The following is a 25,613-nucleotide window of genomic DNA, read 5'->3' as shown; positions in this document are numbered from 1 at the left end:
GATTATCAAATGTTTTTTCGCCTTGTAGAGGTCAAATAGAGGTAGCCTGAAAGCTATTGTAGATGCTGTTTTGATGGGTTTCAGAACAGTCCTGGGTATTTTCATTGCACCAATTCAAAATCCCCTAAGGGCTCTCTTTTGAGACAATTAAACTTCAAAAAAAGCAACATGCAAATGCTAAAACGATTGCTACAGAAATTGACGCTTATGTGCCTTCTGCTGGCTGGCTGGCTATTCGCTTCCGCTATGCCCCGCGACTGGACCATCAAAGGTGTGGTGACCGACAAAAATGGTAACCCCGTAGAAGCGGCTTCCGTTTCCGTGAAAGGAGACACCCGCGGAACGAAAACGGATGCGCTCGGAAAATTCCAGCTCAGCGTTCCTGAAAATGCAACCCTGGTGATCACTGCCGTTGGATATGCTTCCACGGAAATAAAGATCACCGAAGAAAAAGAGATCAAAGTAAGTCTCGAACCATCCGCCAGTAACCTCAACGAAGTGGTTGTGGTAGGTTATGGCACCCAGAAAAAAGGCGATCTTACCGCCGCCATCTCCACAGTGAACGCCAAAAACCTGGAAAAACAACCTACCGCCAACCTGGGTACGATGTTACAGGGACAGGCCGCCGGTGTGATCGTATCCTCCGGTTCGGGTAACCCTGCCGGTAACCCTTCTATCGTTATCCGCGGTATGAACAGTATCAATAACGATAAACCCCTTTACGTAGTGGATGGAATTCCCCAGGATGATTCATATGATCTCAATCCAAACGATATCGAAAGTGTTAATATCCTGAAAGATGCCTCCGCATCCACTATCTATGGAGCCCGCGCTGCCGGCGGTGTGATCATCATCACCACCAAAAAAGGAAAAGGCGGCGAGCCAAGAGTGAACTTCAGCGGCTTCTTCGCGCAGCACAAACTCAATAACAATATCGATCTGCTGGACAAAGTATCCATGAACAAAGTGGTGAGGCAGGCGTACGCCAATGATAGTGAAACGCCTCCCTTATATGTGATGGATGATAACAAATACGGAAATACCAACTGGCAGGACGCGTTCTTCAAAACCGGTACTGAACAGAAATATGATGTGGACGTCTCCGGTAGTTCCGATAAGATCAGCTACCGCCTGAGTTATGGCCACTGGGAACACAATGGCACAGTGATCAATTCCGGCGCTAAACGCGATAACATCCGCCTCAACAGCGATATCAAATTGCTCAACAACCGCCTGAAAATCTCACCGATCCTCAGCTATACCAAATTCAACAACAAGAATTTTGGTGATGCCAATACCGATGGCAATGCGGGCTATTCCGAGATCATGTATCTCTACGAAGCCCTGCCACATATCCGCATCTACGATCCTGCTTCCCCAAATGGTTATGCGAAACCTGAAGCTGAACTCGGTTCCGGCAACCCGGTTGGAGAGCGCATGCTTTCTGACAACCGCAGTAACGACGATTACCTGCAGATCAATGTGAGCGCAGATCTCAAATTGTGGAAAGGATTGTCTTACACCCTCAACGTTGGTAAGAACTTCACTAACCAGTATGAGTATTCGCAAACACAGGCTTATGATTTCGGGGCTCAGGCATTCAACCAGTTCCCCAGCCGTTCCGAATCCAGGGGACGGATCGAATATTCCGTATTCACACATTTGCTCAACTATGAAAAGAGCTTTGGTGATCATACCCTCAAAGCCATGTATGGTTTCTCACGCGAGAAAAAAGTGAGCACCGGCACAAGCGGGGCAGGCAATCACCTGAGCAGCCCACTGATTGAAGCCTTGAGTGGCCTCATCATTGAGGGCTCGGGCGATTACATCCGCGCCAACGGATGGAATTTCAGCAATACGCTGCAATCCTTCTTCGGCAGGCTTAACTATAGCTACAACGATAAATATTTGTTGCAGGGAAGTGTTCGCCGCGACGGATCATCACGCTTTGCTCCTGAACATCGATACGGAACTTTCTGGTCAGCATCCGCCGGCTGGAATATGCACAGGGAAAACTGGTTCAATATTTCCTGGATCGATGAGCTGAAACCACGTGTGAGCTATGGCATTGTGGGTAATCAGAATATTTCCAATTTCCAGTACCTGGCCAGGATCTACCTGCTGGGCAGCAGCAATGTGCTGAATTATCCTTTCGGTCCCAAAGCCAGTCAGCAGGTATACATCGGCGCTATCTCCAATGCTTTCGCGAATAATAATATCAAATGGGAGCAAACAGGAACATTCAATGCCGGTCTGAACTTCAGCCTGCTGAGGAACAGACTGAGCGGTAGTTTCGATTATTTCAAATCACGCACGGAAGATATGCTGGCTGAAACCCCCATCCCGTCTTCATCCGGTATTACACAGTTCCCGCTCACCAATATCGCCACTATGGAGAATAAAGGTTGGGAATTATCGCTCACCTACCGTCAATCCAGTGCTTCCGGCTTCTCTTTTGATGTAACTGGAAACGTATCACACAGTCAGAACAAGATCATCCGTCTCGGCTACGATGAAGGCGTGATCCAGGATGGCGCTGTTGATTACACCAACCGCACTACCACCCTGACCAAAAAAGGAATTCCTCTTGGCAGCTTTTATCTTTATCAAACTGCCGGTATTTTCCAGAACCAGGGAGAGATCGATGCGCACAAGAACAAGGATGGCGATCTGCTTCAGCCCAATGCCAAACCCGGCGACCTGAGATTTGTAGACGTTAACGGAGATGGCAACCTGGATGATGGCGACAAAGTGCTGATGGGAAGTTCACTTCCTGATCTCGACTTCGGTATCAACTTTAATGCTTCCTATAAGAATTTCGACCTGAGTCTTTTCTTCAACGGAAAAACAGGACTGAAGATGTACAACGGTGCAAAGATGTTCCTCTACCGTTTCTTCCGTTCTGCCGATCTGACCAATGCATGGACGCCGGAGAATCCCAATACAGGCGTATTCCGCGCTTCCAATTCGGATGAGAACCTCAACCAGCGTGTGAGCAACTACTTCCTGGAAGATGCGTCTTTCCTTCGCCTGCGCAATATCCAGATCGGTTATACAGTGCCGTCAGACCTGCTGAAAAAAGCATACCTCAGCAAACTGCGCATCTATGTGGGCGCCTACAACCTGTTCACCATCACCAATTACACAGGCTTCGATCCGGACCTTACCAGCACCGGCATTTTCAGCCGCGGGGTAGACAGGGGCTATTATCCCATCAGCCGCTCCTTTGTGGCAGGTATCAACCTCGGATTCTAACGCTAACCTTCAAAAAAGAGAAAAATGAAAAAATATAAAATGGTATTGCTGGGCATCGGCATCAGCGCTATGAGCCTCAATGCCTGCTCCGATAAATACCTGGACCTTCAGGACAAACAAAGTCTCAACGAAAATACTTTCTGGTCCACGCGCGACCACGCCAGATGGGGCATCACCGCTGCCTATGCCGCCCTTCAGGGACATGATGGCTCCATGTGGACTTTCTTCGAACAGGTGTACGTTGGCCTCACATACAAGAGCGATGAAGTGGACAACAATAAAAATGAACCCTACGGAAAAGAACTGGCAGCCTTCATCAACGGTCCGGAAGAAAGCAGCACCTGGAATATCTGGGCAACCTGCTACGCGGGTATCGGCCGCGCCAACCAGGTGATCGGGAATGTTCCGCGCATCGGAGACATGACCGATGAAGAAAAAGCACAGGTGATCGGTGAAGCAAAATTCCTGCGCGCCCTGAATTATTTCACACTCGTGAACGGATTCGAGAATATTCCCCTGGTACTCACTTTCGAAAAGGATATCACCAAACTGCGCGTTCCGCAGGTAAAACCAGCAGAGATCTGGGCCCAGATAGAAAAAGATCTGAAAGAAGCGGAAGCTGTGCTGCCACTGGATTATAATGATATCAACATGCAGGGCCGCGCTACCCGTTATGCAGCCAAAGCCCTGCTGGGTAAAGCTTATCTCTTCCAGGAAAAATGGGCCGATGCCGAAACCAAGCTCAACGAACTGTACAATAAGTTCAGCCTCCTGCCCAATTATGTTGATAATTTCAACGGCAAATCAGAGAACGGACCTGAATCCATTTTCGAAATTCAATTCAGCGGCGACCGTACGGTTACTGATGAACGTCACCCTTTCAATTTTGAACTGCGCCCTGCAGCCCTCGATGGATGGGATGAAATGACGCCATCCGACTGGCTCTTCGAAGAATTCAAAAAAGACCAGAAACCTGGCGGTGGCTACAGTGACCGTGTATACGGAAGCATCTTCTTTGATGATCCCAATTCTTCCATGTACGATCTCAGCGTGCCTGCCAACCTCGTTCCTTATTCAGCAGTGAAGGCTGACCTCCGAATGCCTTATTATTTCACCAAGTACACTTATCCCACAGACAGGGGAGGGAACTACACAGGCGTCAACATCTCCGTGATCCGCTATGCTGATGTACTGCTGATGTTAGCCGAAGCGATGAATGAGAACAACAAAACAGATGAAGCGATCGGACTGATCAATGAAGTGCGTACACGCAGTCATGCTGAAGAACTTCCCACCGGCGCTTTCACCAAAGACCAGCTGCGTACGCAGATCCGTCACCACGAGCGACCCGTAGAGCTCAGCATGGAATGGGGTATCCGCTGGTTCGACCTCGTTCGCTGGGGCCGTGGCAATATTGCCAAAGAATCCGTGAAAACAACACTCAGCAATCATAACAAGCCTTTCGCCAATAATTTTGATGACAGGAAGCATGTGCGTTTTGCCATCCCTCAATCGGAGCGCAACGCCAATCCTTTACTGGACCAGAACTTTGGTTACTAGGCAGTCTTCTGAAAGCGCGTGGCCGGGCAAACAGGTCGCGCGCTTCTTTTCCCGCATTACATGTGAAAACTGATTAAGACGATCATGCAAAAAAAGGTATTATCTCTCCTGCTGGCTGCAATGCCGTGGATGGCCATTGCGCAATCAACGAACAATGACTGGGAAAATCCCACCGTCCCTTCTCTCAATACTGTTACTCCCCACGCCTGGTTCATTCCCTACAATAATGAGCACGCTGCCATTCAGCAGCAACCCTCCACCAGCATCCTTTCGCTGGATGGAATGTGGAAATTCCATATCGTCAGCAAACCATCCGACAGGCCCACTGATTTCTACAAAAAAAATTACGATGTAAGTAAATGGTCTGAGATCCCTGTGCCAGCCAACTGGCAGACCGTCGGAAAAGACAGTTACATTTTTACAGATGTGGAATATCCTATTAAAGTAAACCCGCCTTTTGTTCCTCAGGACTTCAATCCTGTAGGTTCCTACAAACGCAGTTTTCAGCTTCCTGCCGGATGGAAGGGACGCGATGTGTTCCTCCGTTTCGGCGCCGTCAATTCTTTTTTCTATTGCTGGATCAACGATCACTACGTAGGATTCAGTAAAGACAGCAAAACCCCTGCTGAATTTGATATTACTCCTTATTTGAAGTCAGGTCCCAACTCCGTGTCTGTACAGGTGTTCCGCTTCAGCGACGGTACTTACCTGGAGGGACAGGACATGTGGAAACTCAGTGGAATCGAGCGTTCCGTTGAACTGATCGCCAGGCCGAAACTGGCAGTCTATGATTTCTTTGCCAAAGCCGGACTGGATGCCAGTTACACAAATGGAGTTTTTGATTGTACCCTTACCCTCAACCGTAATCCTGTTACTCAAAAACAAATTGCCTTACAGGTGAAGGTCCTGGATGAAAAAGGCAACCTGGTTTTCCAGCAAAAACAATTTTCCGATACCGGGCGCAACTACCGGTTCAGAACAGCATTGAAAGATGTAAAAAGATGGACCGCCGAAACGCCGTCCCTTTACACCATGGTGGTGAACAGTTTCGATAAAAATGGAAAACTGACCGAGAGCTTCGCGCACCGCATCGGTTTCCGGACTGCAGAAGTGAAGCATGGGCTCTTCCTCATCAATGGCGTTCCCGTAAAGATCAAAGGAGTGAACCGCCATGAGCACGATATGTTCACCGCCAAAGTGATCAATAAGGAAAGCATGCTGCGTGATATCAAAGTGATGAAGGCTTTCAATATCAATGCAGTCCGAAACAGCCATTATCCCAATCGTGAAGAATGGTACCAGCTCTGCGATCAATACGGCATCTACCTGGTGGATGAAGCCAATATCGAATGCGATGGCATGGACTTCCACGAATTGAAAACGCTCTCCGATAAACCTGAATGGAAAGCCGCGTATCTCGACAGGACCCGCCGCATGTTTGAACGCGACAAAAATTTCACCAGCATCATCACCTGGAGCCTTGGTAATGAAAGCCGCTTCGGCGAGAATTTCATCGCTACCTACCAGTTCCTGAAAGCAAATGATGATACCCGTCCGGTTGAATACGATGAGGCCCGCGACAATCCTTACACCGATATCATCACCCCTATGTACCGCGGTATCCATGTGTTGCAGGAATATGTGAAAGAATGGCGTAGCCGGCCCTTCATCCTCTGTGAGTATGCGCATATGATGGGCAATGGTGGGGGGAACCTGAAAGCCTACTGGGACCTGATCTATAGCAACCAGCAATTACAGGGAGGATTCATCTGGGATTTCTCCGATCAGACTTTTGAAAAGAAGGATGCAGCTGGTCGATCCTTCTGGGCATATGGCCGCGATATGGGAAATGTAGGCGCCACCAGCGATACAAGCTTTTGTGCCGATGGTTTGTTCGATGCAGCACGTCATCCGCATCCGCAGGCATATGAATTGAAAAAAGTGTACCAGCCTGTTAGTTTCAGCACTGTTGGTTTAAGCGCCAATTCCATTCAACTTACCAACCGGACAGATTTTACCAACCTGAATGCTTATACGCTGTTCTGGTTCATCAAGGCTGAGGGGCAGGTGGTGGCTTCCGGTTCAGCGCCAATTCAGGATATCAAGCCGCATCATTCAGGCGATATTGAACTGGCAATTCCCGGCTTCACCCGTCAACCCAATACAGAATATTTCCTCACTGTGGAAGCAAGAACAAATAGAGCTTCAGCAATGCTTCCTGCCGGACATATTGCAGCCTGGGAACAATTCAAACTGCCCAAATTTGTTGCTGCAAAACAGGAAAAAAAGTATACACAGGCACTGGGTCGGCAAGAGGCCAATGGGCTGTTAGAGATCGGTAATGGAATATTCAAAGCAGGCTTCGATCAGCGAACAGGCTGGCTGACACAATACCAGTTTGCTGGTACGGAAATGCTGAAAGATGCACTTTTACCGCATTTCTGGCGTGCTCCCACAGACACTGATATCGGTAATAGCATGCAGATCCGTTGCGCGGTATGGCAGGATCCTTTACAGGGTGCGAGACTGGATTCTTTCAATGTAGAAAAGCGAAATGAATACGAAACCATCATCACTACTGTTCACTTTTTTCCCGCGATACATGCGAATTATAAAGTGCAATACCTGGTGAGTGCAGACGGGGATGTGCAAGTGAAGGTGCAAATGAAAGCCGGCAACAATAATCTGCCGGAAATGCCGAGATTTGGTATGCGTGTTCTGTTGCAACCCGGTTTCAACAAAGTGACCTGGTTCGGACGCGGACCCTTTGATAATTACGATGATCGCAAAACCGCTGCGGGTATCGATCTGTACAGCATGCCGGCAGATTCCCTCTTCCATCCATATCCCCGTGCACAGGAAAGTGGCTACAGAACGGATGTTCGCTGGATGGGAATGCAGAATAAGGAAGGACTCGGTCTCATGGCCATCGGTGCGCCCACTATCAGTACCGGTGTATTGCATTTCGATATGCAAAAACTGGAATTCGACAGAAATGCAAAAGAGAACAACCATGGTGGCAGTATGAGCAATGATCCGCTGATCTGGTGGAATATCGATTACAAACAAATGGGTGTAGGCGGCGATAACAGCTGGGGCGCCAGAACACATGCCGCTTATATGTTGCCATATATGGATTACGGATACACTTTTACGTTACGACCCATCCGGCCCTCTGATAAACTGAATGAAAAAGCAAAATAATGTACAGAAGTGTATTATACTTTTTACTGATAACAACGATCAGTGCTCAGGCACAACGGGACCAGTTCCCGGATGTGCTTGATCTGCGTAATACCGTGCTGAAGCCCCGGGCTATCGGACCTTCCGTATTCAGCGATCTCGGCGCCTGGCATGCTTACGCATTGCCAGCTGACAAAGCTGATTATGGTGGCTTTACCGGCCCCTTGCTGATGGATATGGATGGTAAATGGCTGGGTAATGGTTTCGCCAGATTGCTATTACTGGAAGAAGGCAAACAACTGGACCTCTCCACTGCAAAAGCCAGTTTGCATTATTACCCGGGTATGCTGGAGCAAATACTGGAAAAAGAAGATCTGAAAATAAGGATACAGCTCATCTTTGTTTCCAATCGCGAAGCAATGATCAATACAAGCATCACCAATCTGTCTGATCAGCAACGCAGCATCACACCTGTGTATGAAGGATTGGCATTTGGTAAGGATATTGAACTGAAGGGAGAAGGAAATACTGTGCAGGTCAGTTTTACAAAAGCACAACAAATGTTCCGCTTGCATTTACCGGAAGCATTGCAATGCAATATTATTCGCCGGGACAGTAGTTATACCGCCATTGCACAACCGATAACCATCGGAAAGGGCGCCACAATTTCCTGGAACAGGGTAGAGGCATTCTATCCATCTGTCAATCATACACCGGAATCTGCATTTCCTGATTTTGACACAGCTTTCCAAAAAAATAAACAACGCTGGAATACTTATCTGAACAACTATTTTATTGGCAGTCCTGGTCTGAATGATCAGGAAAAAAGACTGGCGGTAAAAGCCATCGTTACCCTGATCACCAACTGGCGAAGCGCTTCAAAAGACCTGTTGCACGATGGTGTTTTTCCCTCCGTCAATTACCAGGGTTTCTATGGCGTGTGGAGCTGGGATAGCTGGAAGCAGGCAGTGGGACTGTCTTTGATCGATCCTCGGATTGCAATGGATAATATCCGCTGCATGTTCGATTACCAGGATGATGAAGGAATGGTGCCTGATTGTATTTACAGCAACAAATCGGAAAACAATCTCCGCGATACCAAGCCGCCGCTCGCTGCCTGGGGCGTATATGAAGTGTACAAACAGGCCCCCGACAAAGCCTTTCTCCAGGAGATGTATGATAAACTGGTCCGTTATCATCGCTGGTGGTATGCCAATCGGGATCACAATAAAAACGGACTTTGCGAATACGGTTCAACTGACGGAACCCGCATTGCTGCAGCCTGGGAAAGTGGAATGGACAATGCTGTGCGCTTCGACAGCGCCGTGATGTTGCAAAACAATACAACGGCCTGGAGCCTCAACCAGGAAAGTGTTGATCTCAATGCCTACCTCTTTCGTGAAAAATTATACCTCGCAGATATTGCCCTTGAACTTGGTAACAAAACTGCTGCAAAGCAATGGAAGCGGGAAGCGGCTGCGCTGAAACCTCTGATCAATAAAGCATTCTATGATGCTACCCGAGGTTTCTACTATGATCAAAGAATGGACAAGTCCGGTTATATTTCCGTAGACGGCCCTGAAGGGTGGATCCCGCTATGGGCGGGCATCAGCAGCAAACAGCAGGCTGCTGCTGTGAAACAGAAAATGCAAAACGAAACAATCTTCAATACACTTGTTCCATTACCTACGCTGAACGCCAGCCATCCCGCTTTCGATCCGATGAATGGATACTGGCGCGGACCTGTATGGCTTGACCAGTTCAACTATGGGATCGATGGATTGAAGCAGTACGGCTATCATGAACTTGCTGCTCAGCTGGTATATAAATTATTGAAGAACGGAGAAGGTATTTTGTCGGACGCGCCCATTTGCGAGAACTATCACCCCCTGACCGGGAAAGGGCTGAATGCAAAGAATTTCAGCTGGTCGGCCGCACATCTTTTACTATTATTAAAGTCCAGATAACACATGAGATTTTCTACAGACGCAGTGAACCTGCTCGTAAAGCAGTATTTCGGGATTGCCGGTAAGGCAACAGATCTGAGTGGATATGATGAATGGAATTATCTCATCACCGCCAATGATGGAAAACGGTACGTTTTCAAAGTAGGAACAGATCAGCATGGTGCGGCATTCCTGCGGGCGCAGGTAAAGATCACGGAACACCTGGCGCTTACCTCGGTGGGGTCGAGATTGCAGCAGCATTATCCGGCTATCGATGAACAGTTGAAAATGGTGCCGGTGCTGATCGATGGAAAACGATACTATCTCCGCCTGCTCAACTTCCTGGAAGGAAATTTTTGGGCGGCATCAACAGTCCGTCCGGGCAGTCTTTATGCTGATCTCGGGAATTTCCTGGGAACGATGGACCGCCATCTCAGCACCTTTTCACACCCGGCTATGCACCGGCGTTATACCTGGGATATCAGCATGGCGCCCGATGCCAACAGGAAATTGAAATACATCAATGACCCGCATCAAAAGCGGATTGCAGGTTATTTTCTCCTGCAATTCGATACAGAAGTGCAACCTGTACTGAGTTCCCTGAGGCATGCTTATGTGCACAATGATGCCAATGATTACAATCTCCTGGTGACCAATGGAAAGATTTCCGGCCTCATCGATTTTGGCGATATGGTGTATACTGCCCTGATCAATAACCTGGCTGTAGCCTGCACTTATGCCATGTTTGATGCGAAGGACCCATTGCATGCAGCATCACTGGTGGTGGGCGGCTACCACAAAGCTTACCCGCTTACTGAACAGGAAACTGACCTGTTGTACTGGCTTATCGCTGCCCGGTTGTGCATCAGCGTTGCTGAATCGGCCATGAATACGGCCAATGGCAGCACCAATGAACATCATTTCGTTACGGAAAAGTCCGCCTGGGAATTACTCGAATACCTGATCCAATGCAATCCTGTAAAAGCGCAGGAAGCATTCAGAAAAGCCTGTGGATTTGCGTCCATTATTTCCGAAAATGATTATTCAGAACTGCTGGCCGAAAGGAAAAAATATATCGGACGCAATCTTTGTATCAGTTATGATCAACCGCTGAAGATCACACGCGGCGCATTGCAATATCTGTATGACGACAAAGGAGGAACTTATATCGATTGTGTGAACAATGTAAGCCACGTAGGGCACTGCCATCCTGTGGTTGTGCGCCGTATGCAGCAACAGATCGCGAGGCTCAATACCAATACGCGTTACCTACACGATGGGCTGGAAGAATATGCCGCTGCGCTCACCGCCACATTGCCTTCCAGGCTGAAGGTCTGTTATTTCACCAACTCCGGCAGTGAGGCCAATGACCTGGCCATCCGCATGAGCCGTCATTTTACGAAACAGGAAGATGTGATAGTGCTGGACCATGCCTACCATGGTACTTCCACTGTGGCTATCCAGATCAGCCCCTATAAATTCGATGGCAAAGGTGGGGCCGGGCAGCAGCCCTGGGTGCACAAAGCCATCTCGCCGGATCTTTACCGCGGGCAATACCAGTACGGCGATCCCAAAGCAGGTGAAAAATATGCAGCGGATGTGCAGCGCATCATTGCTGAATTGAAACAGCAACATAAGGCCCCGGCTGCATTCATCTGCGAAACCTTACTGGGTGTAGGCGGACAGATCCCCCTGCCTGATAACTACCTGCAATCCGTATACGCATACGTGAAAGCTGCGGGCGGCGTTTGTATTGCTGATGAAGTACAGGTGGGATTCGGCAGGGTAGGAGAGCAATTCTGGGGTTTCCAGTTGCAGGAAGTGGAACCGGATATCGTGGTGCTGGGCAAACCTATCGGTAACGGGCACCCGCTGGCGGCAGTTGTGGTTACGGAAGAGATTGCCAATGCTTTCGATAATGGAATGGAATACTTCAATACTTTCGGCGGCAATCCGGTGAGCATGGTCACCGGTTCTGCAGTTCTAAATGTAATAAAGGATGAAGCAATGCAACAGCAGGCGAAGGATACAGGCGATTACCTGTTGCAGTTACTGAAAGACCTGATGCTTAAACACCAGGTCATTGGGGATGTGCGCGGACATGGATTGTTCGTGGGGGCTGAGTTGGTGAAGGACAGAACAACCAAGGAACCGGCTGTTCCCGAGATCGACCAGGTAGTGCAGGCGATGAAAGCAAGAGGTTTTCTTCTTAGTACCGATGGTCCTTTGCACAATGTGCTGAAAATAAAACCACCACTGGTATTCACCCGTGAAAATGCCTTGCAGATGGTGCAGCAGCTCGATGCTGTATTATCGGCTATGCATTGAGGTTATCGATCATAAAGCAGGGGTTTTGCTGAAAGCGTTTCCAGTCGTTCAGCAGCCCCTGTTTTAGTTCCTGCAGGTCTGTATCCAGTTTGTAACGTTCGTGCAGGCTTTCCAGGCGGCAGATATGTTTGATCAGGTTGTAGCAGGCCGTGAGTTGCCCGGCTGCGATCACTTTATCTTTTTTCTCTTTTTGCTCTTCATCAAACCAGAGAGTGGTGCCCATCATTCTGGCTTCATCCACCAATTGCTGAACGGCCTTCGAAGGCATCAGTTCAGGCTTCATGCTATCCCACCAGCCGGCGTCTGCATCTTCCAGGTTCTTCAATCTCCTGACTTCATGCGCGCTGCTGAATTCATAGATCAGGCAGACCAATGCCCGGTTCTTCATAATGGGCTTGGACAATAAATGCTCGTATTGTCCTCTCCTGATCTGTTTCAGGAAGAGGTCGCTCACCAGCATCAGCGAGCTTTTCAATCTTTCGTTCACCATCGGCAACAGTTTGTTCAGGGGCAGCCGCAGGAAATAATCCAGGTAGCGGAATGCCACTGCCATCGATCCTTTATTTTCCTTTTGTGCTTTTTTCAGTTTGGCGTAACCGGTCCAGTAGAGCAGTGATAAAATAAAAGAAGGTATCAGCAGCAGGTAGCCTGCAATGGGGGCAATATTCAGCAGGATAGAAGCAATGCAGGCCAGCAGCAGGATATTGGAATATTTGCAGATATTGATCAGTCGCTGGATAGTGAGGAATCTCAATACATTCCCGGAACTACCATTGGGTTCCTGGTAGGGATCATTGAAGTAGCTGCTGACATCGCAGGAGAGGATCAGGTCGAAAGGGTGATGTTCTGTTTTCCTGTTTCCTGCCTTGCCGTTGAGGCGACGGCTGTCTTCCATCTGAACGGCCCGTAATCCCATATTGTCGCAGATGCCGCCATCCATCAATGCAAAGGTTTTGTTCTTAACAGACGCAATATCCAGTGGATTATTGTGTTCGTATTCCAGACCTTGCAGCATTTCATTCACATTGGTATTTCCTGCATGTACAAAATCGTTGGGGTAGAGAATAGGCTCGAAACCGCTGGGAAAGCAGCTGGAAGCAGCCACTACATCGCTCAGCTTGAGACGGCCTGCTGTATTATTATTGGAAAATTTCAGGTACCCGTTACCGTTACGAAGTACATGATGCCGGTGCGCATTGATCTGGAAATAGAAATTGATCCCATTGTTGAACTCAGTGGTATTGAAACAGACTTTTTCCAGGTGTGGTTTTACTTTCTCATGGTTGGCATCGGCTATCTCTCCCAGTGTTACATGATGGAAAAGCATTTTGTCGTATGCTTTCGCGAAAGCATTGATGAGATTGCGCTTCTTTTTGATGATAACTTTGCTGCCTTTTTCGTCCAGGAATTCACCGGAATCAGTCCAGTTTTTTTTGTCCCGCAATATCCCGAAAGCTTCCTGCAGCAATTGTTCGCCTTCCATTTTTTCACGAAGCTCCTGGTAGAAAGATGGAAAACTGTGCTGTGGATTGGTGTACAGGCTGCTTACATATCCCGCATTGGTAATGGATCCGCCGGAGGTGCTGGTGATGAAGCGAACCTTTTGAAGTAAAGACTTGTTTTGAAATGGTATCCGGTGAAGGTAGGAGAGTACGCCCAGTGAAAAGCTGGCTGCGCGGAACCCGCCACCAGAAAAGGTGAGCGCAATGGATTGAAGTGGTGTTTCAGGCTCAATGGTTGTGCATCCGTCGATGACCCTCAGCTCCAGGGGCTGACTCGTGGAGGGATTCATAGAAAATGGTTTGGATTCAGCCCGAAAAGTTACAGAAAATATTTGCTTAAAAACAAGGATATTTGATCACCTCAAATTCACCGATATGGCACAACTGATCACAGGCATTCATCACGTAACAGCTATCGCTTCCGACTCCCAGAAAAATGTGGACTTCTATACAGGTATACTTGGGCTGCGACTGGTAAAGAAAACGATCAATTTCGATGCCCCTGATGTGTATCATTTCTATTATGGCGATGAGGCTGGTAACCCCGGCAGTATCCTCACTTTCTTTCCCTATACAGGATTGGCGAGAGGCCGTCATGGCAAGGGAATGCTCAATACCACTACATTCTCTGTTCCAGCTTCGTCTATTGGTTACTGGGAAGAAAGACTGAAGAAATTCAACGTGAACTACAAGCCTGCCGAAGACCGCTTCAATATGGAGACCGTGATCTATTTTGAAGACAGTGATGGCCTGGGACTGGAGCTGGTGTTCAATGATACGGATAAGAGGCCAGGATTCTCCTATGGACAGATTCCGCCGGAACATGCCATCAAAGGCTTTTACAGCGTGGAGATCTGGGAAGAGGGCTATGAGCGTACAGCCGGACTGCTCACGGAGCAAATGGACCATCAGTTGATCGCTGAAAGAGGCAACCGTTTCCGTTTTGCAGCCAGCAATGCTCCCGGTAATTATGTAGACATCCTCTGTACACCGGACAGCCTTCGTGGTTTGGGCGGCAGCGGTACCGTGCACCATATCGCATTTGCAACGCCCGACAGGGAATCGCAAACCGCCGTTCAGAAAAAAATAATGGACCGTTCCCTTAATCCAACGCCGATCCTTGACCGAAATTATTTTACGAGTATCTATTTCCGTGAGCCCGGCGGTGTGTTGTTTGAAGTGGCCACTTCAGGTCCCGGCTTCGATGTGGACGAGGATCCTGCCCATCTCGGTGAAATGCTGAAACTGCCTCCGCAATATGAGGGGCGTCGCAGCAAACTGGAAAATGAACTGCCACCTGTATCACTTCATATCGATCAATATAAATAATTATGCATACAAAACAAGTGGTCACCGCTGGCAAACCTTTGTCTGAAGCGGCTTCGGCTATTATCATGATCCATGGCAGGGGAGCGGATGCATCCGGCATACTGTCGATGGCTGAATATCTTCCGGTACAGGAATTTGCACAATTGGCGCCGCAGGCTACCAATCATACCTGGTATCCTTATTCGTTCATGGCGCCCGTGGAAGAGAATGAGCCCTGGCTCAGCTCCGCTATCCAGGTATTGGATGAAGTGGTGATTGATATCGTGAGCGCCGGCATCAAAAAAGAGAATCTTTATTTTCTCGGTTTCTCGCAGGGCGCCTGTCTTACCCTGGAGTATACAGCACGCCGCGCCAACCGCTACGGAGGAGTGATCGCTTTTACGGGTGGACTGATCGGAGCCGATATCGATACCAGTAATTATGGCGGTGATTTCAACCAGACACCGATTTTCATTGGCAGCAGTGATCCTGATCCCCATGTGCCTGCCAGCCGGGTACTGGCATCCGCGGCCATCCTGCGCTCCATGAATGCAGCTGTAACCGATAAGATCTACAAGGGGATGGGACATACTATCAGTGAAGATGAAATAGAACAAGTGAAAAAACTCATGTTCAAATAATCGAAGGGAAAATGTAAATTAGGGTAGTCCAAAAACCGATCCCATGTCATCATTCCTTACCTGGTCCAAATTTTACACGAAAGAAGAAGCTGAGGAATTTGCAGCATTACTGGATGCGAACAATATTGTTTTCGATGCGGAGCGCTTGAGAGCCCCACTCGACAATATCTATCTGGGTGAAGATTCAGAACCGAAGTATGTTGTGAAAGTGAGGCAGCAGGATTTTGGAAAAGTGGAATCACTGGTGAATAAAGAAATGGAAAAACAGATAGATGATCTTCCTTCGGATTATTATCTTTTCCAGTTTTCTGATGAAGAGTTGCTGGAGGTTTTGCAAATGCCGGAAGACTGGAATCATCTGGACCAGACATTGGCAAAAAGATTACTACAGCAAAGAAATGTGAAAACGGACGGGCTGGCTGTTCTTTCTGTTTTCAACAAAGAAGAGATCGATGGTAAGGAAAGGATCAGTACAAACACCCTGGTAATTACCTATCTGCTGGCGATAATTTTCGCTATTGTCGGTATGCTGATGGGGGCGCTGATGATCACCGCCAAACGTACCATGAAAGATGGTTCCAAAATGCCATTATATGATAACTGGACTGTAAACCAGGGATGGATCGTGTTCAATATCGGACTGGTGAGGACTTTGATCTTTCTATTTTTTGTTTTCAGATAAAAGCATACATCAAAATTTCCAGGGCGCTGGCCAAACCTGGTGATAATTCCTTCTTTTATTTTTGACTCTCATCCCGCTATAATTGGGTATCTTAGATACAGACCAATTGCATCCGTTATGATACAACGCCTGTTTGCTGAACGTGCTGCGGCCATTGTAGCAGAAGACCCTGGAGCCATCGGCCTGGCGGCTGCCGGTTCATGGCTGAGCAATGAGCTGGATGAGTTTTCTGACCTTGACCTGGTGCTGGTCACAAAAAACAAAGTGGGTGGCGATGAACAACGCATGATGACCTGGGCGAAGAAGTTCGGGAATCTCCTGTCTGCCTTTACCGGGGAGCATGTAGGAGAGCCCCGCCTGTTGATCTGTTTGTATGACGATCCCTTGTTACATGTAGATCTAAAATTCCTCACACTGGAAGAATTTGCGTTCCGGGTGGAGGATCCCGTGATCTTATCGGATGTATTTGGACAGTTAGACCAGAGCCTGCAGGTGACTATTGCTGAATGGCCCCGCCCCGGCTATCAATGGATTGAAGACAGGTTTTGGATTTGGGTCCATTATGGCCTTACCAAACTGGGGCGTGGAGAGTACTTTGAAGCCATCGATTTTCTTTCGGCTATCCGCAATATGGTGCTGGGGCCACTGCTCCTTATCAGTCAGGGACAATTACCTCGCGGTGTGCGCAAACTGGAAAAGTACCTGCCGGAATCCACCCTGCAACAACTGAAATGCACGCTGGCTACGCACGACAGGGTATCCATCCTCAAAGCCATCCATACATGTATTGAAATGTACCGCGATCTCCGCAGCAACTTGTACGACAGCAACGTTCAATTGCAGACCGGAACGGAGAATAAAGTACTTGAATACTATGATGAAATTGCTGAACTGCCGCAAAGGATCAATAACTGATCCTTCTTGAAGAATTTAAGTTGACAGCTTCTGCAACGATTTTACTTCCCGGGAAGTCAAGCAACAATGCATATGAGAATACTGGCGCTGGTATTGACTTTGCTAACCACCATCCACCTGCAGGGACAAAACTGTACCACGAGGGGACAACTCCCTTCCACTGCTTTTCCTGTCTGCGGAAGCATGGTGTTTAAACAATCAACTGTTCCCATCTGCGAAACCCGCTCGATCCCCGTTCCCAATTGTGAAAATGATGGCCTCGGCTACTCCGATAAAAATCCTTTCTGGTATAAGTTCACCTGTTATGTCAGCGGCACGCTGGGCTTTGAGATCCGGCCAAATAATGCAGGAGATGATTACGACTGGCAATTGTTCGATATCACCGGTCGCGATCCAAATGATGTGTATACAGACAAAAGCCTGGTAGTGGCCGGTAACTGGTCCGGCACCAGCGGTAATACCGGCACCAGAAATGGCGGCGCACCTTTTATGGTTTGTGGTTCACGGGGAAATGACGGAAAGCCTACTTTCACCGCCATGCCCAACCTGGTGGCAGGCAGACAATACCTGCTGCTCGTAAGCCATTTCACCGATTCACAAAGTGGTTATGATCTTGAATTCAAAAATGGTACGGCTGTTATCACAGATCCCAATCCTCCCCAGCCTGATAAAGCATGGGCCGGATGCGGCGGTATAACGGTTACCATCAGGCTCGATAAGAAATTATTGTGCAGCAGCCTTGCAGGAGACGGATCGGATTTCACCATTTCTCCCTTGCCTCCTGGATTACGGATACTCTCCGCCGTTAGCTCACGCTGCAATAACAGTTTCGATATGGATACCGTAATGCTCAACATGAGCGGAGCACTGCCCCCTGGTAACTATACCGTGAATGTGAAAACGGGAACAGATAATAATACGCTCCTGGATGAATGTAATAAGGCAGTGCCTGTAGGCGCCAATATTCCATTCAACGTATTGCCCGTGCCTTATACTCCGATGGACAGTATCCGGCCTTCTGCCTGTGCTCCGGGCTTTGTAGAGCTGGTATTCCAGAAGCCGATGTGGTGTGGCTCTATAGCCGCCAATGGCAGCGACTTCCGCGTCACAGGTCCCACAGCAGTGAATGTGGTCAGGGCCTCCGGCAATTGCGTGAATGGCGTAAGTTCCACCATCAAAGTGGAATTTGCAGGCCCCATTCAGACAGGTGGCACCTATACGTTGGAGTTAGTGCAGGGTACGGATGGAAACACGCTCGAAGATGAATGCCGGCAGGCCACTCCTGCAGGCTCCCGCGTAGACTTTATCCTCAAGGATACAGTGAATGCCGATTTTAATTATGCCATTCGCTGGGGCTGCAAAGCAGATACAGTGGATTTTACCTATACTTCCAGAAATGATGTGAAAGCCTGGCGATGGAACTTCAACGACCGGGATATCAGCGATCAACAAAATCCGAGGTATATCTTCAAGACCTTCGGTCTGAAAAAGATCAACCTCATGGTGTCTAATGGATTCTGTACGGCTGCGAAAGATACCATTATTAACCTGGACAATGAACTGGACGCCCGCTTCAATTTGCCGGATGTGCTCTGTCCGGAAGATGCCGCTGAATTCAAAGATGCCAGTATCGGAAAGATACAGAGCTGGGAATGGGATTTCGATAATGGCTTCCGCAGCAATTCACCCAACCCGCTGCCACAGCGCTATCCGAAGGTAACCATCGGCAGGTCCAAATTCCATATCGTGCAGCTTGTAGTCACCAACGATTTAGGCTGTAAAGATACGATGACGAAAAAATTACAGGTTGTGTATACCTGTTATATCGCTGTGCCCAATGCCTTCACTCCGAACAATGATTTCAATAACGATTATCTCTACCCGCTCAATGCCTGGAAAGCTACCAATCTCGAATTCAGCGTTTATAACCGTTATGGACAGTTGATATTCCGTACCACGGACTGGACGAAGAAATGGGACGGAACACTTCGCGGAACACCACAGCCGTCCGGAGCTTATGTGTGGACGTTGAAGTATACCGATAAAGACAGCGGCCGGCAGGTTTTCAAAAAAGGCTCCACAGTACTTATCCGGTAAGCATTATCCCTGTTTTCTTTTTTCCATTATTTCCAGAAACCCTGTGCATGGACCTTATGTGCTGCAACACCCTGCTGCTTCAGCAGTTTTCGGAGGGAGTGCACCATCATGGAATTGCCTGCCAGGTAGAACTGTTTGTCAGGCGCATCGTAGATCAGCGGAGAGCTGGCTGCAAGCGCTTCTGTACTGCAAACGGTATCGATGCTCAGGCTGGGGAAAGATGCTTCGAATGCTTCCCGGTGCTGCTCATGTTGCACGATGATACTGCCGGATATCTTTCCAGGCCCGTTGGTGAGTTGCATCAATGCAAAGAAATGCCCGATGGCGCTGGGATCCCCGAAGTAGACCTGTTCTGCTGTATCTACCGGCGCTTTGCCATAGGAGTCGATGCCGAGATAGGTCAGCGGATCGCCTGACCTCAATGATCTTGCCCACTCGCTTCCCGGGCCTTCATGCGATGTGTCTATGAAGAGTGAGCAGCTTTTGGTGATGGGGTCCCAGACCGCCGGCGTATAATCCCGGTAGCGGCCCGCAGCCACCTTGCATTTGATATGTTGGGGTTTATTCCAGTTTTCCATCTTCGTATCCGGAAGATGCACTCTCACTTCGTACATGCCTGCATAATGCCGCAAAATGTACAGTACAGTGCCACGCTTTGCCAGAGCAGATTCCAGCAGTCCGGTGAGCTTGTACTTTATTCCTGTTGCTTGTTCCACTTGTTTCTTGTTTTATGCAAAGCAACAAACAATGGCAGGCCCGGGGAATAGACGATCATGGGTTTTGATTGGACAATTCGTGGTGCTTTGCACGGAAGTAGAGCGGAGAGCAGCCGGATACTTTTTTGAAGAGCCTGCTGAAATAAGTGGGATCATCGTAACCAGTTCTGTAAGCAATCTCCTTTGCGCTGAGATCAGTATGCACCAGCAGGCGCTTGGCTTCCAGCAGAACTTCCTGCTGGATCCAGTAGCTGGCGGTGAAACCTGTCTGTTGTTTCACTACTTCATTGAGATAAGAGGTGGAAATGTTCAGCATCAATGCGTATTGTCCGGCACTTTTGGCCATGAGGAAATGTTGTTTCACCAGTTTCCTGAATTCCACTAAAATATTATCTGCACGGCTCTGTGGTTTAGTATTGCGGCTATGCTGCTGCGTTAGTGCTGCAGCCAGCAGGTTGGTGAAAGCCTTTACGAGAGACAGTTGTGCATTCAACTGAGCCGGGTGAAGAACAGGTTCGCGGCAGGTGGAGAGCAGCAGGTGCATGCACTGGAGGATGGGATCGTTTTCCCGGAGGTTCACTATCTGGCGGCAGGCTGGTTCGTATTCGAGAACAGTGCGGGAATGCTGGTCGAGTACGGAAGGGTCGGCGGCCAGGAAATAACCGGCGCTGTATCTTCTAACATAATGATGGATCTGCCCGGGCCTGATATAACCCGCTACGATGCCATCCAGTTGCAGGGTTTCAAAGTCGAGTATCACTTCGGTATGCCCCTGGGTCTGCACATAGAATACATAGTGATCGTCCCGGTGCGCTTCCAGTGCAGCAGAGGAATCGAACTCGGAACTCAGATCGAAATATTCCAGCCGGAACCCGGCAGAATCAGCAAGCTCGGCGGTGTGCAGGGGAATATTTTCCTGTTTCTTCTTTCTTCGTCCCATAACATAAATTGTGGCGGATGCAAGTTCTGCAAAATTCAGCAGTCCGTCTGTAATTGCATTGCGAATTGCGGAACAAGGTCTTCGCAAACAGTAATTTCCAGCAGGATGTGCTTTCTTTGCGGGCGTTACGGAAAATCCCCTGCCAAAATAAGCAGGAACACTTAGGTTAGATTAATAGGATTTTAACTTAATAAAAATTCTCGCATGCACTAAAGCGTTTATTTACAACGAACAGTGTAAAAACCTCATTGGAAGGGCTTTTTCCCCTGAATTTCATGCAGAAATTTTCCTTAAATTTATTCTTCGTTACTGACAGGTTTTAAAACTGCCTTGTGTAACCGAAATGTTTTTGCGGCTGTAAAACCTTATAACTATAACCTTATGCTATCCAAGTTAACAAATGTTGCTATTGTTGATGATCACACCTTATTCCGGAAAACGCTCAACAATTTTTTATCCTCCCAGGAAAACGTTCAGGTAGTAGTACAATCACCAGACATCCCGGATTTATTGGAAAAGCTGAAACAGGAGCATGTTGATATCCTCATCATGGACTTGTTCATGCCCAAACTTTTCGGCAATGATGCTGTCAAGATCATCCAGTCCGAGTATCCCGATATCAGGATACTGGTACTGAGTATGTGTACAGACATGGAGCTGCTGAGTAGTCTCCTGGATGCAGGCGTTGCGGGTATCCTCAGTAAAACAGATGAACCCGAAGAACTGATCCAGGCCATTGTTGCCCTTTCAGAGCAGCGGATCTTCCGCAGCCGGTTGTTCACCGAAGCGATGTACTGGAACAAACAGAACAATTTCAAAAAAAGCGGGGCTGCAGAAATTCCTTTGAACGATCGTGAACGTGAAGTACTGCAACTGCTATGGGAAGAAAAGAGCAATAAAGAAATTGCTGACCATCTCTTCCTGAGTGTGCGAAGTATTGAAAAGATCCGTCAGGATATGAAGGAGAAACTGGGCGTTCGCACAACTGTGGGATTGTTGAAGTACGCTATTTCGCGTAAGATCATCCGTATTCATTCACCTGAAGAGGATGCCAGTCACCATATGGCTTCCGCCTTCCACTAAGAGATGTCTTTCATCAGCATAAAGCCTGCAGAGCTTACGCTTTACAGGCTTTTTCCATTTGTACAGAAATTGATTTATCGTTTTTCTTCAGGGAAGCGGCTGAGATCGTGACGGTAGAGAAGGGTTTCCGAGGTCATTGATTTGAAAACGCCGGAATCCAATAGCTTATCACCTGCATCCACACAGGCTTCAAAGTCGGCCCAGCTGTCTGCCCCGATCAGGATATACCAGTGGTCCATCCTGCCGCCATCGATCGTTTTATAAGTAACGAAAAAATTGATCCCTTTTTTATCTTCCACCCTGTTGCGCAGGTTGCGGATGCGCCAGGTGGCTGAGTATTCATTCAGCACCTGAAGGGTGATCATCTTCATGTATTTCGACCGAAGGCCATATTTGCCGGGACGGCTGAGGGATGTTACAGCATTGAGTTTGGCAGCTCCAATGAAACTGGCATAGGGGACGGTGTTCTGCTCATTGTCTGCATGGTCTCCGGCGGGATCCACCGGATTATCGAAATCGCCCCAGGCATGATCGATAGTGGCATCCATGAACTGTCCTGCGCGTGGCCCGGAAATAAAGAACCATCCGTACCAGTTCCAGGTGTCACCGGCTTTTGCATGCCAGTCCAGGTGCCGCTTGTATCCTTCTTCGAATTGCTTTTCCATGCCTGGATTCGGCTGCCAGGTCACGAACTGGGCAAGGCTCCTGCTCTGTGCATAACCAATGGCAGGAAGCATGATTGCGAATAAGATCAGGGCTTTCATATTTTTTATCTTAAAGGTAAGAAGAGGAAGAGCAGCCCGGAAAGGGTTAGTCCTTTTTACATCTTGCTTAACAATAGAAGAGTCCGTTTTTCCATTTTTTCTCTATTTTACGGCCCGATTATAAACCCCATCATTATGCGATCCCTTTCAGTATTGATCTTATCCGCCCTGGTAGCCTTATCTTCCTGCTCGAAAGAAAAAAGTATCGATACCACCGATGGTACCGGTGATCCCGGATCCGGCAGCGTCAACTGCAATGAAATTGTTCAGAAGATCAAAAGAGTCCAGTTCACCGCCGAAGCAGATTCTTACGTGGAAGCCACCTGGAATACCGATGGCACCATCAATTCCATCAAGGTCAACGAACCGCTTACGGAATACAGGACCATCAACCTGTTCTATTCGGGAGGAAAGATCAACGAAGGGGAATTGCTCTTCAATGAAACAGGAGATGTTTATGATACGGTCATTTTCCGTTACGATGCTGCAGGAAGAGTGGATTCCATGCACCTGAAGAACGACGATGGCTTTGGCATCAGGCTCCGGTATCATAATGATAAACTCGTGAAACTGGAACGCTACAATACGCCTGCGGAAATCTTTTTCTACTGGGACCTGCAAACCGATGCCAATAACAATATCACAGGAGGTGAAGAATACTGGTATGATGGCAGCGCTTTCACAAAGGAATCCACCTACACCTATAAAAGGGACGATCGAAAGAACCCTTTCAAAGATCTGGCTCCTTACATGTTCTACCTGGATGATGCTTACGGCATCTTCCGTTACTGGGGCAACAATAATTATACAGACCAGCGCTGGCAGGACCATACAGGTACCGGAGCAGACATCACATCAGGACTGAAATACAAGTATAATGCAAACTGCTACCCGGAGAGCAGCCTGATGACAGTGCTTGGTTTTCCTGTTTTCACAGAACCTGATTACCTGTACACTTATTACTAGGCAAAGAGCAGTCAGTCACCCGCCGGGATGGCGAGCGACTGGCCATGCGCTGAGCCCTTAATATTTTGCCGGTTCACCGGGTTTGGGAAGTGAGGCTTTGATGAACTTACGTATATCCTCATTCGAAGTTTCCAGGTCTGCTTTGCGCAGGTACATCATATGACCGCTGCGATACCCAACAAAGCTGAGCCTGTTCTTTAGTTTACCGCTGGGATCGATATTCCACATACTGTATTTGGCATTGAAATAATCACAGGCGCCGTCGTAATAACCGCTCTGGATCATTACTTTGAGCCAGGGGTTCTGCGCCATTGCCTGGCGGAGGTTTTCGCCGGTACGGTCCTGCGTTCTGTCCCAGGGATGAACCGGCCCGAACATATTGTATTTGAGGTCTGTCTTGTATTTCAGTTCTTCTCTCAGGTACATATTGATCGGAGGCGTGAAGGAGTGCAGCCAGCTGGTGAGCTCTGCATTGAAGTCGGGAGATTCATTGCCATCGCTGCGATCTACGCCTAGATAGCGACTGTCCAGCCGCCCTACAGTGTAGCCTTTATCGCGCAGCAGTTCTTTCCAGAACTGGTTCACAGACAGTACCAGGTTATTGCGGTAGATCACGTTTTCCGGGATGCCGGAATAGCGTGCGATCTTTTTGGCCAGTTCTTTCTTTTTCGCTTCTTCTATGAATCCACCTTTTGCGAGAGCGGGGAGCAGTTCGTTCACAGTAAATTCTTCCACTTCCGGAAGCATGTCTGTAAGGTCTTTCTGCTGAAGGGCTGGTTCCAGTTTTTTATGGTACCAGGCGGTGGCGGCAAAATAGGGCAGCCTGTTGGCGCCGCTGACAGGGCCTGAACGCTCGATATCCAGATCTGTGGGGGATACCAGGATCACGCCGTTGAGGTACATCCAGTGCGCGTTCTGCAGTTCCAGGGCCAGTCCGGATACCCTTGTGGTGCCATAACTTTCGCCGATCAGGTATTTGGGGCTTGCCCAGCGGTTACTGCGATTTACAAATGTATTGATCCATTCACCGAGGTATTTGATGTCTGCCCTGGTGCCGAAGAATTTGGTGGTGGGCGTATTCTTGTCCACTATTCTGGAAAATCCTGTATTCACCGGGTCCACATACACGATATCCGCAACGTCCAGGATGGAGTAGGGGTTCTCTTTGTAACCATAAGGCTGAACGGGGTATCCTTCATCATCGATATTGAGCAAACGGGGACCTGTATACGCAATATGCATCCATACTGAAGCAGAGCCGGGGCCACCGTTGAAAGAGATCACTAGCGGTCTTGATGTTTTATCCTTAACATCGCTTCGTTCATAATAAGTATAGAAAACGCCTGCGATCACTTTGCCGTCATCATCCCATACAGGCATGGTGCCTGTGGTGGTTCGGTATGGGATTCGTGTGCCCTTAACCGTTACAGCATTTTCTGTAACAACAAAATGATCGGGATTGAGTATGCGTGCTGAGGCGCCGGGTTTTTCTTCTTTCACCACCGGTACTTCTTTGGAGGTGGGTTTGGTTTGTGCATTTCCCTGCACAATGGCAAAAATGGAAATCAGGATCAGAGCAGATTTTTTCATATGTATTCTCCGTTTGGTTGGTTCTGGAATGTGGCAATCTAAGGAATAAAGGTAAAAATCACAAAGGGGCACCGTTCAGCGGTTTGATTCAGGTATTTACGGTTGCTGAAAGCGATATGACCATTTCATATGAGACA

At 48.3% G+C, this 25,613-nt stretch carries 17 protein-coding genes; 12 read left to right on the top strand and 5 right to left on the bottom strand.

The window, feature by feature from the left end; translation table 11 throughout:
* The first annotated feature begins 168 nt into the window (after positions 1-168).
* The 5 genes from D9Y29_RS22880 to D9Y29_RS22860 all read left to right on the top strand — a co-directional run bounded on the left by D9Y29_RS22880 (position 169) and on the right by D9Y29_RS22860 (position 12,272).
* Positions 169-3,255 carry a SusC/RagA family TonB-linked outer membrane protein gene (locus tag D9Y29_RS22880; RefSeq protein WP_127132565.1) on the top strand — a complete coding sequence of 1,029 codons (3,087 nt, stop codon included), beginning with the start codon at positions 169-171 and terminating at the stop codon, positions 3,253-3,255.
* A gap of 24 nt (positions 3,256-3,279) precedes the next feature.
* Entirely contained in the window at positions 3,280-4,815 is a 1,536-nt protein-coding gene (locus D9Y29_RS22875; protein ID WP_127132564.1) for a RagB/SusD family nutrient uptake outer membrane protein, read from the top strand.
* Positions 4,816-4,899: 84 nt separating this feature from the next.
* The gene (locus D9Y29_RS22870) at positions 4,900-8,019 is read left to right on the top strand and encodes a glycoside hydrolase family 2 TIM barrel-domain containing protein (RefSeq protein ID WP_127132563.1); all 3,120 of its coding nucleotides are present in this window, start codon (positions 4,900-4,902) and stop codon (positions 8,017-8,019) included.
* Positions 8,019-9,965, top strand: a complete 1,947-nt coding sequence (locus D9Y29_RS22865; RefSeq protein ID WP_127132562.1) for an MGH1-like glycoside hydrolase domain-containing protein — start codon at positions 8,019-8,021, stop codon at positions 9,963-9,965. The genes D9Y29_RS22870 and D9Y29_RS22865 overlap by 1 nt, the downstream gene beginning before the upstream one ends.
* Positions 9,966-9,968: 3 nt before the next feature.
* Positions 9,969-12,272 carry an aminotransferase class III-fold pyridoxal phosphate-dependent enzyme gene (locus D9Y29_RS22860; protein WP_127132561.1) on the top strand — a complete coding sequence of 768 codons (2,304 nt, stop codon included), beginning with the start codon at positions 9,969-9,971 and terminating at the stop codon, positions 12,270-12,272.
* Here the strand turns inward: D9Y29_RS22860 and D9Y29_RS22855 are convergent.
* Positions 12,262-14,064: a patatin-like phospholipase family protein gene (locus D9Y29_RS22855; RefSeq protein WP_127132560.1), complete on the bottom strand. Its 1,803-nt coding sequence runs from the start codon at positions 14,062-14,064 to the stop codon at positions 12,262-12,264. The genes D9Y29_RS22860 and D9Y29_RS22855 overlap by 11 nt on opposite strands.
* Positions 14,065-14,149: 85 nt before the next feature.
* Here D9Y29_RS22855 and D9Y29_RS22850 point away from each other — a divergent pair, with 85 nt between their 5' ends.
* The 5 genes from D9Y29_RS22850 (at position 14,150) to D9Y29_RS22830 (ending at position 19,417) form a co-directional block, all read left to right on the top strand.
* Positions 14,150-15,103, top strand: coding sequence for a ring-cleaving dioxygenase (locus D9Y29_RS22850; protein ID WP_127132559.1), 954 nt, complete (start codon positions 14,150-14,152; stop codon positions 15,101-15,103).
* Positions 15,104-15,105: 2 nt separating this feature from the next.
* The gene (locus tag D9Y29_RS22845) at positions 15,106-15,723 is read left to right on the top strand and encodes an alpha/beta hydrolase (protein WP_127132558.1); all 618 of its coding nucleotides are present in this window, start codon (positions 15,106-15,108) and stop codon (positions 15,721-15,723) included.
* Between the two features lie 43 nt (positions 15,724-15,766).
* Positions 15,767-16,405 carry a hypothetical protein gene (locus tag D9Y29_RS22840; RefSeq protein ID WP_127132557.1) on the top strand — a complete coding sequence of 213 codons (639 nt, stop codon included), beginning with the start codon at positions 15,767-15,769 and terminating at the stop codon, positions 16,403-16,405.
* 117 nt (positions 16,406-16,522) lie between these two features.
* Positions 16,523-17,320 (top strand): aminoglycoside 6-adenylyltransferase, encoded by a 798-nt coding sequence (locus tag D9Y29_RS22835; protein ID WP_127132556.1) that lies wholly within the window; start codon positions 16,523-16,525, stop codon positions 17,318-17,320.
* A gap of 66 nt (positions 17,321-17,386) precedes the next feature.
* Positions 17,387-19,417, top strand: coding sequence for a T9SS type B sorting domain-containing protein (locus D9Y29_RS22830; protein WP_127132555.1), 2,031 nt, complete (start codon positions 17,387-17,389; stop codon positions 19,415-19,417).
* 26 nt (positions 19,418-19,443) lie between these two features.
* Here D9Y29_RS22830 and D9Y29_RS22825 read toward each other — a convergent pair whose 3' ends face one another.
* Both D9Y29_RS22825 and D9Y29_RS22820 read right to left on the bottom strand, forming a co-directional pair.
* Positions 19,444-20,133: an SIP domain-containing protein gene (locus D9Y29_RS22825; RefSeq protein WP_127132554.1), complete on the bottom strand. Its 690-nt coding sequence runs from the start codon at positions 20,131-20,133 to the stop codon at positions 19,444-19,446.
* Positions 20,134-20,188: 55 nt separating this feature from the next.
* Positions 20,189-21,073 carry a helix-turn-helix domain-containing protein gene (locus D9Y29_RS22820; protein ID WP_127132553.1) on the bottom strand — a complete coding sequence of 295 codons (885 nt, stop codon included), beginning with the start codon at positions 21,071-21,073 and terminating at the stop codon, positions 20,189-20,191.
* A 381-nt stretch (positions 21,074-21,454) separates the two neighbouring features.
* Between D9Y29_RS22820 and D9Y29_RS22815 the strand changes: the two genes are divergently transcribed.
* Positions 21,455-22,156, top strand: coding sequence for a response regulator transcription factor (locus D9Y29_RS22815; protein ID WP_127132552.1), 702 nt, complete (start codon positions 21,455-21,457; stop codon positions 22,154-22,156).
* A 74-nt stretch (positions 22,157-22,230) separates the two neighbouring features.
* On the opposite strand, the gene D9Y29_RS22810 is transcribed toward D9Y29_RS22815, so the two are convergent.
* On the bottom strand, positions 22,231-22,920 hold the full coding sequence (locus tag D9Y29_RS22810; protein WP_127132551.1) for a hypothetical protein: 690 nt from the start codon (positions 22,918-22,920) through the stop codon (positions 22,231-22,233).
* A gap of 135 nt (positions 22,921-23,055) precedes the next feature.
* On the opposite strand from D9Y29_RS22810, the gene D9Y29_RS22805 reads away from it, so the two are divergent.
* Positions 23,056-23,886 (top strand): hypothetical protein, encoded by an 831-nt coding sequence (locus D9Y29_RS22805; RefSeq protein WP_127132550.1) that lies wholly within the window; start codon positions 23,056-23,058, stop codon positions 23,884-23,886.
* 57 nt (positions 23,887-23,943) lie between these two features.
* On the opposite strand, the gene D9Y29_RS22800 is transcribed toward D9Y29_RS22805, so the two are convergent.
* Positions 23,944-25,476, bottom strand: a complete 1,533-nt coding sequence (locus D9Y29_RS22800) for a S10 family peptidase (RefSeq protein ID WP_127132549.1) — start codon at positions 25,474-25,476, stop codon at positions 23,944-23,946.
* Between the last annotated feature and the right edge of the window lie 137 nt (positions 25,477-25,613).

The sequence above is a fragment of the Pseudoflavitalea rhizosphaerae genome (assembly GCF_003991355.1).
Lineage (GTDB): Bacteria > Bacteroidota > Bacteroidia > Chitinophagales > Chitinophagaceae > Pseudobacter > Pseudobacter rhizosphaerae.
This window is presented reverse-complemented; position numbering and strand designations above follow the sequence as displayed.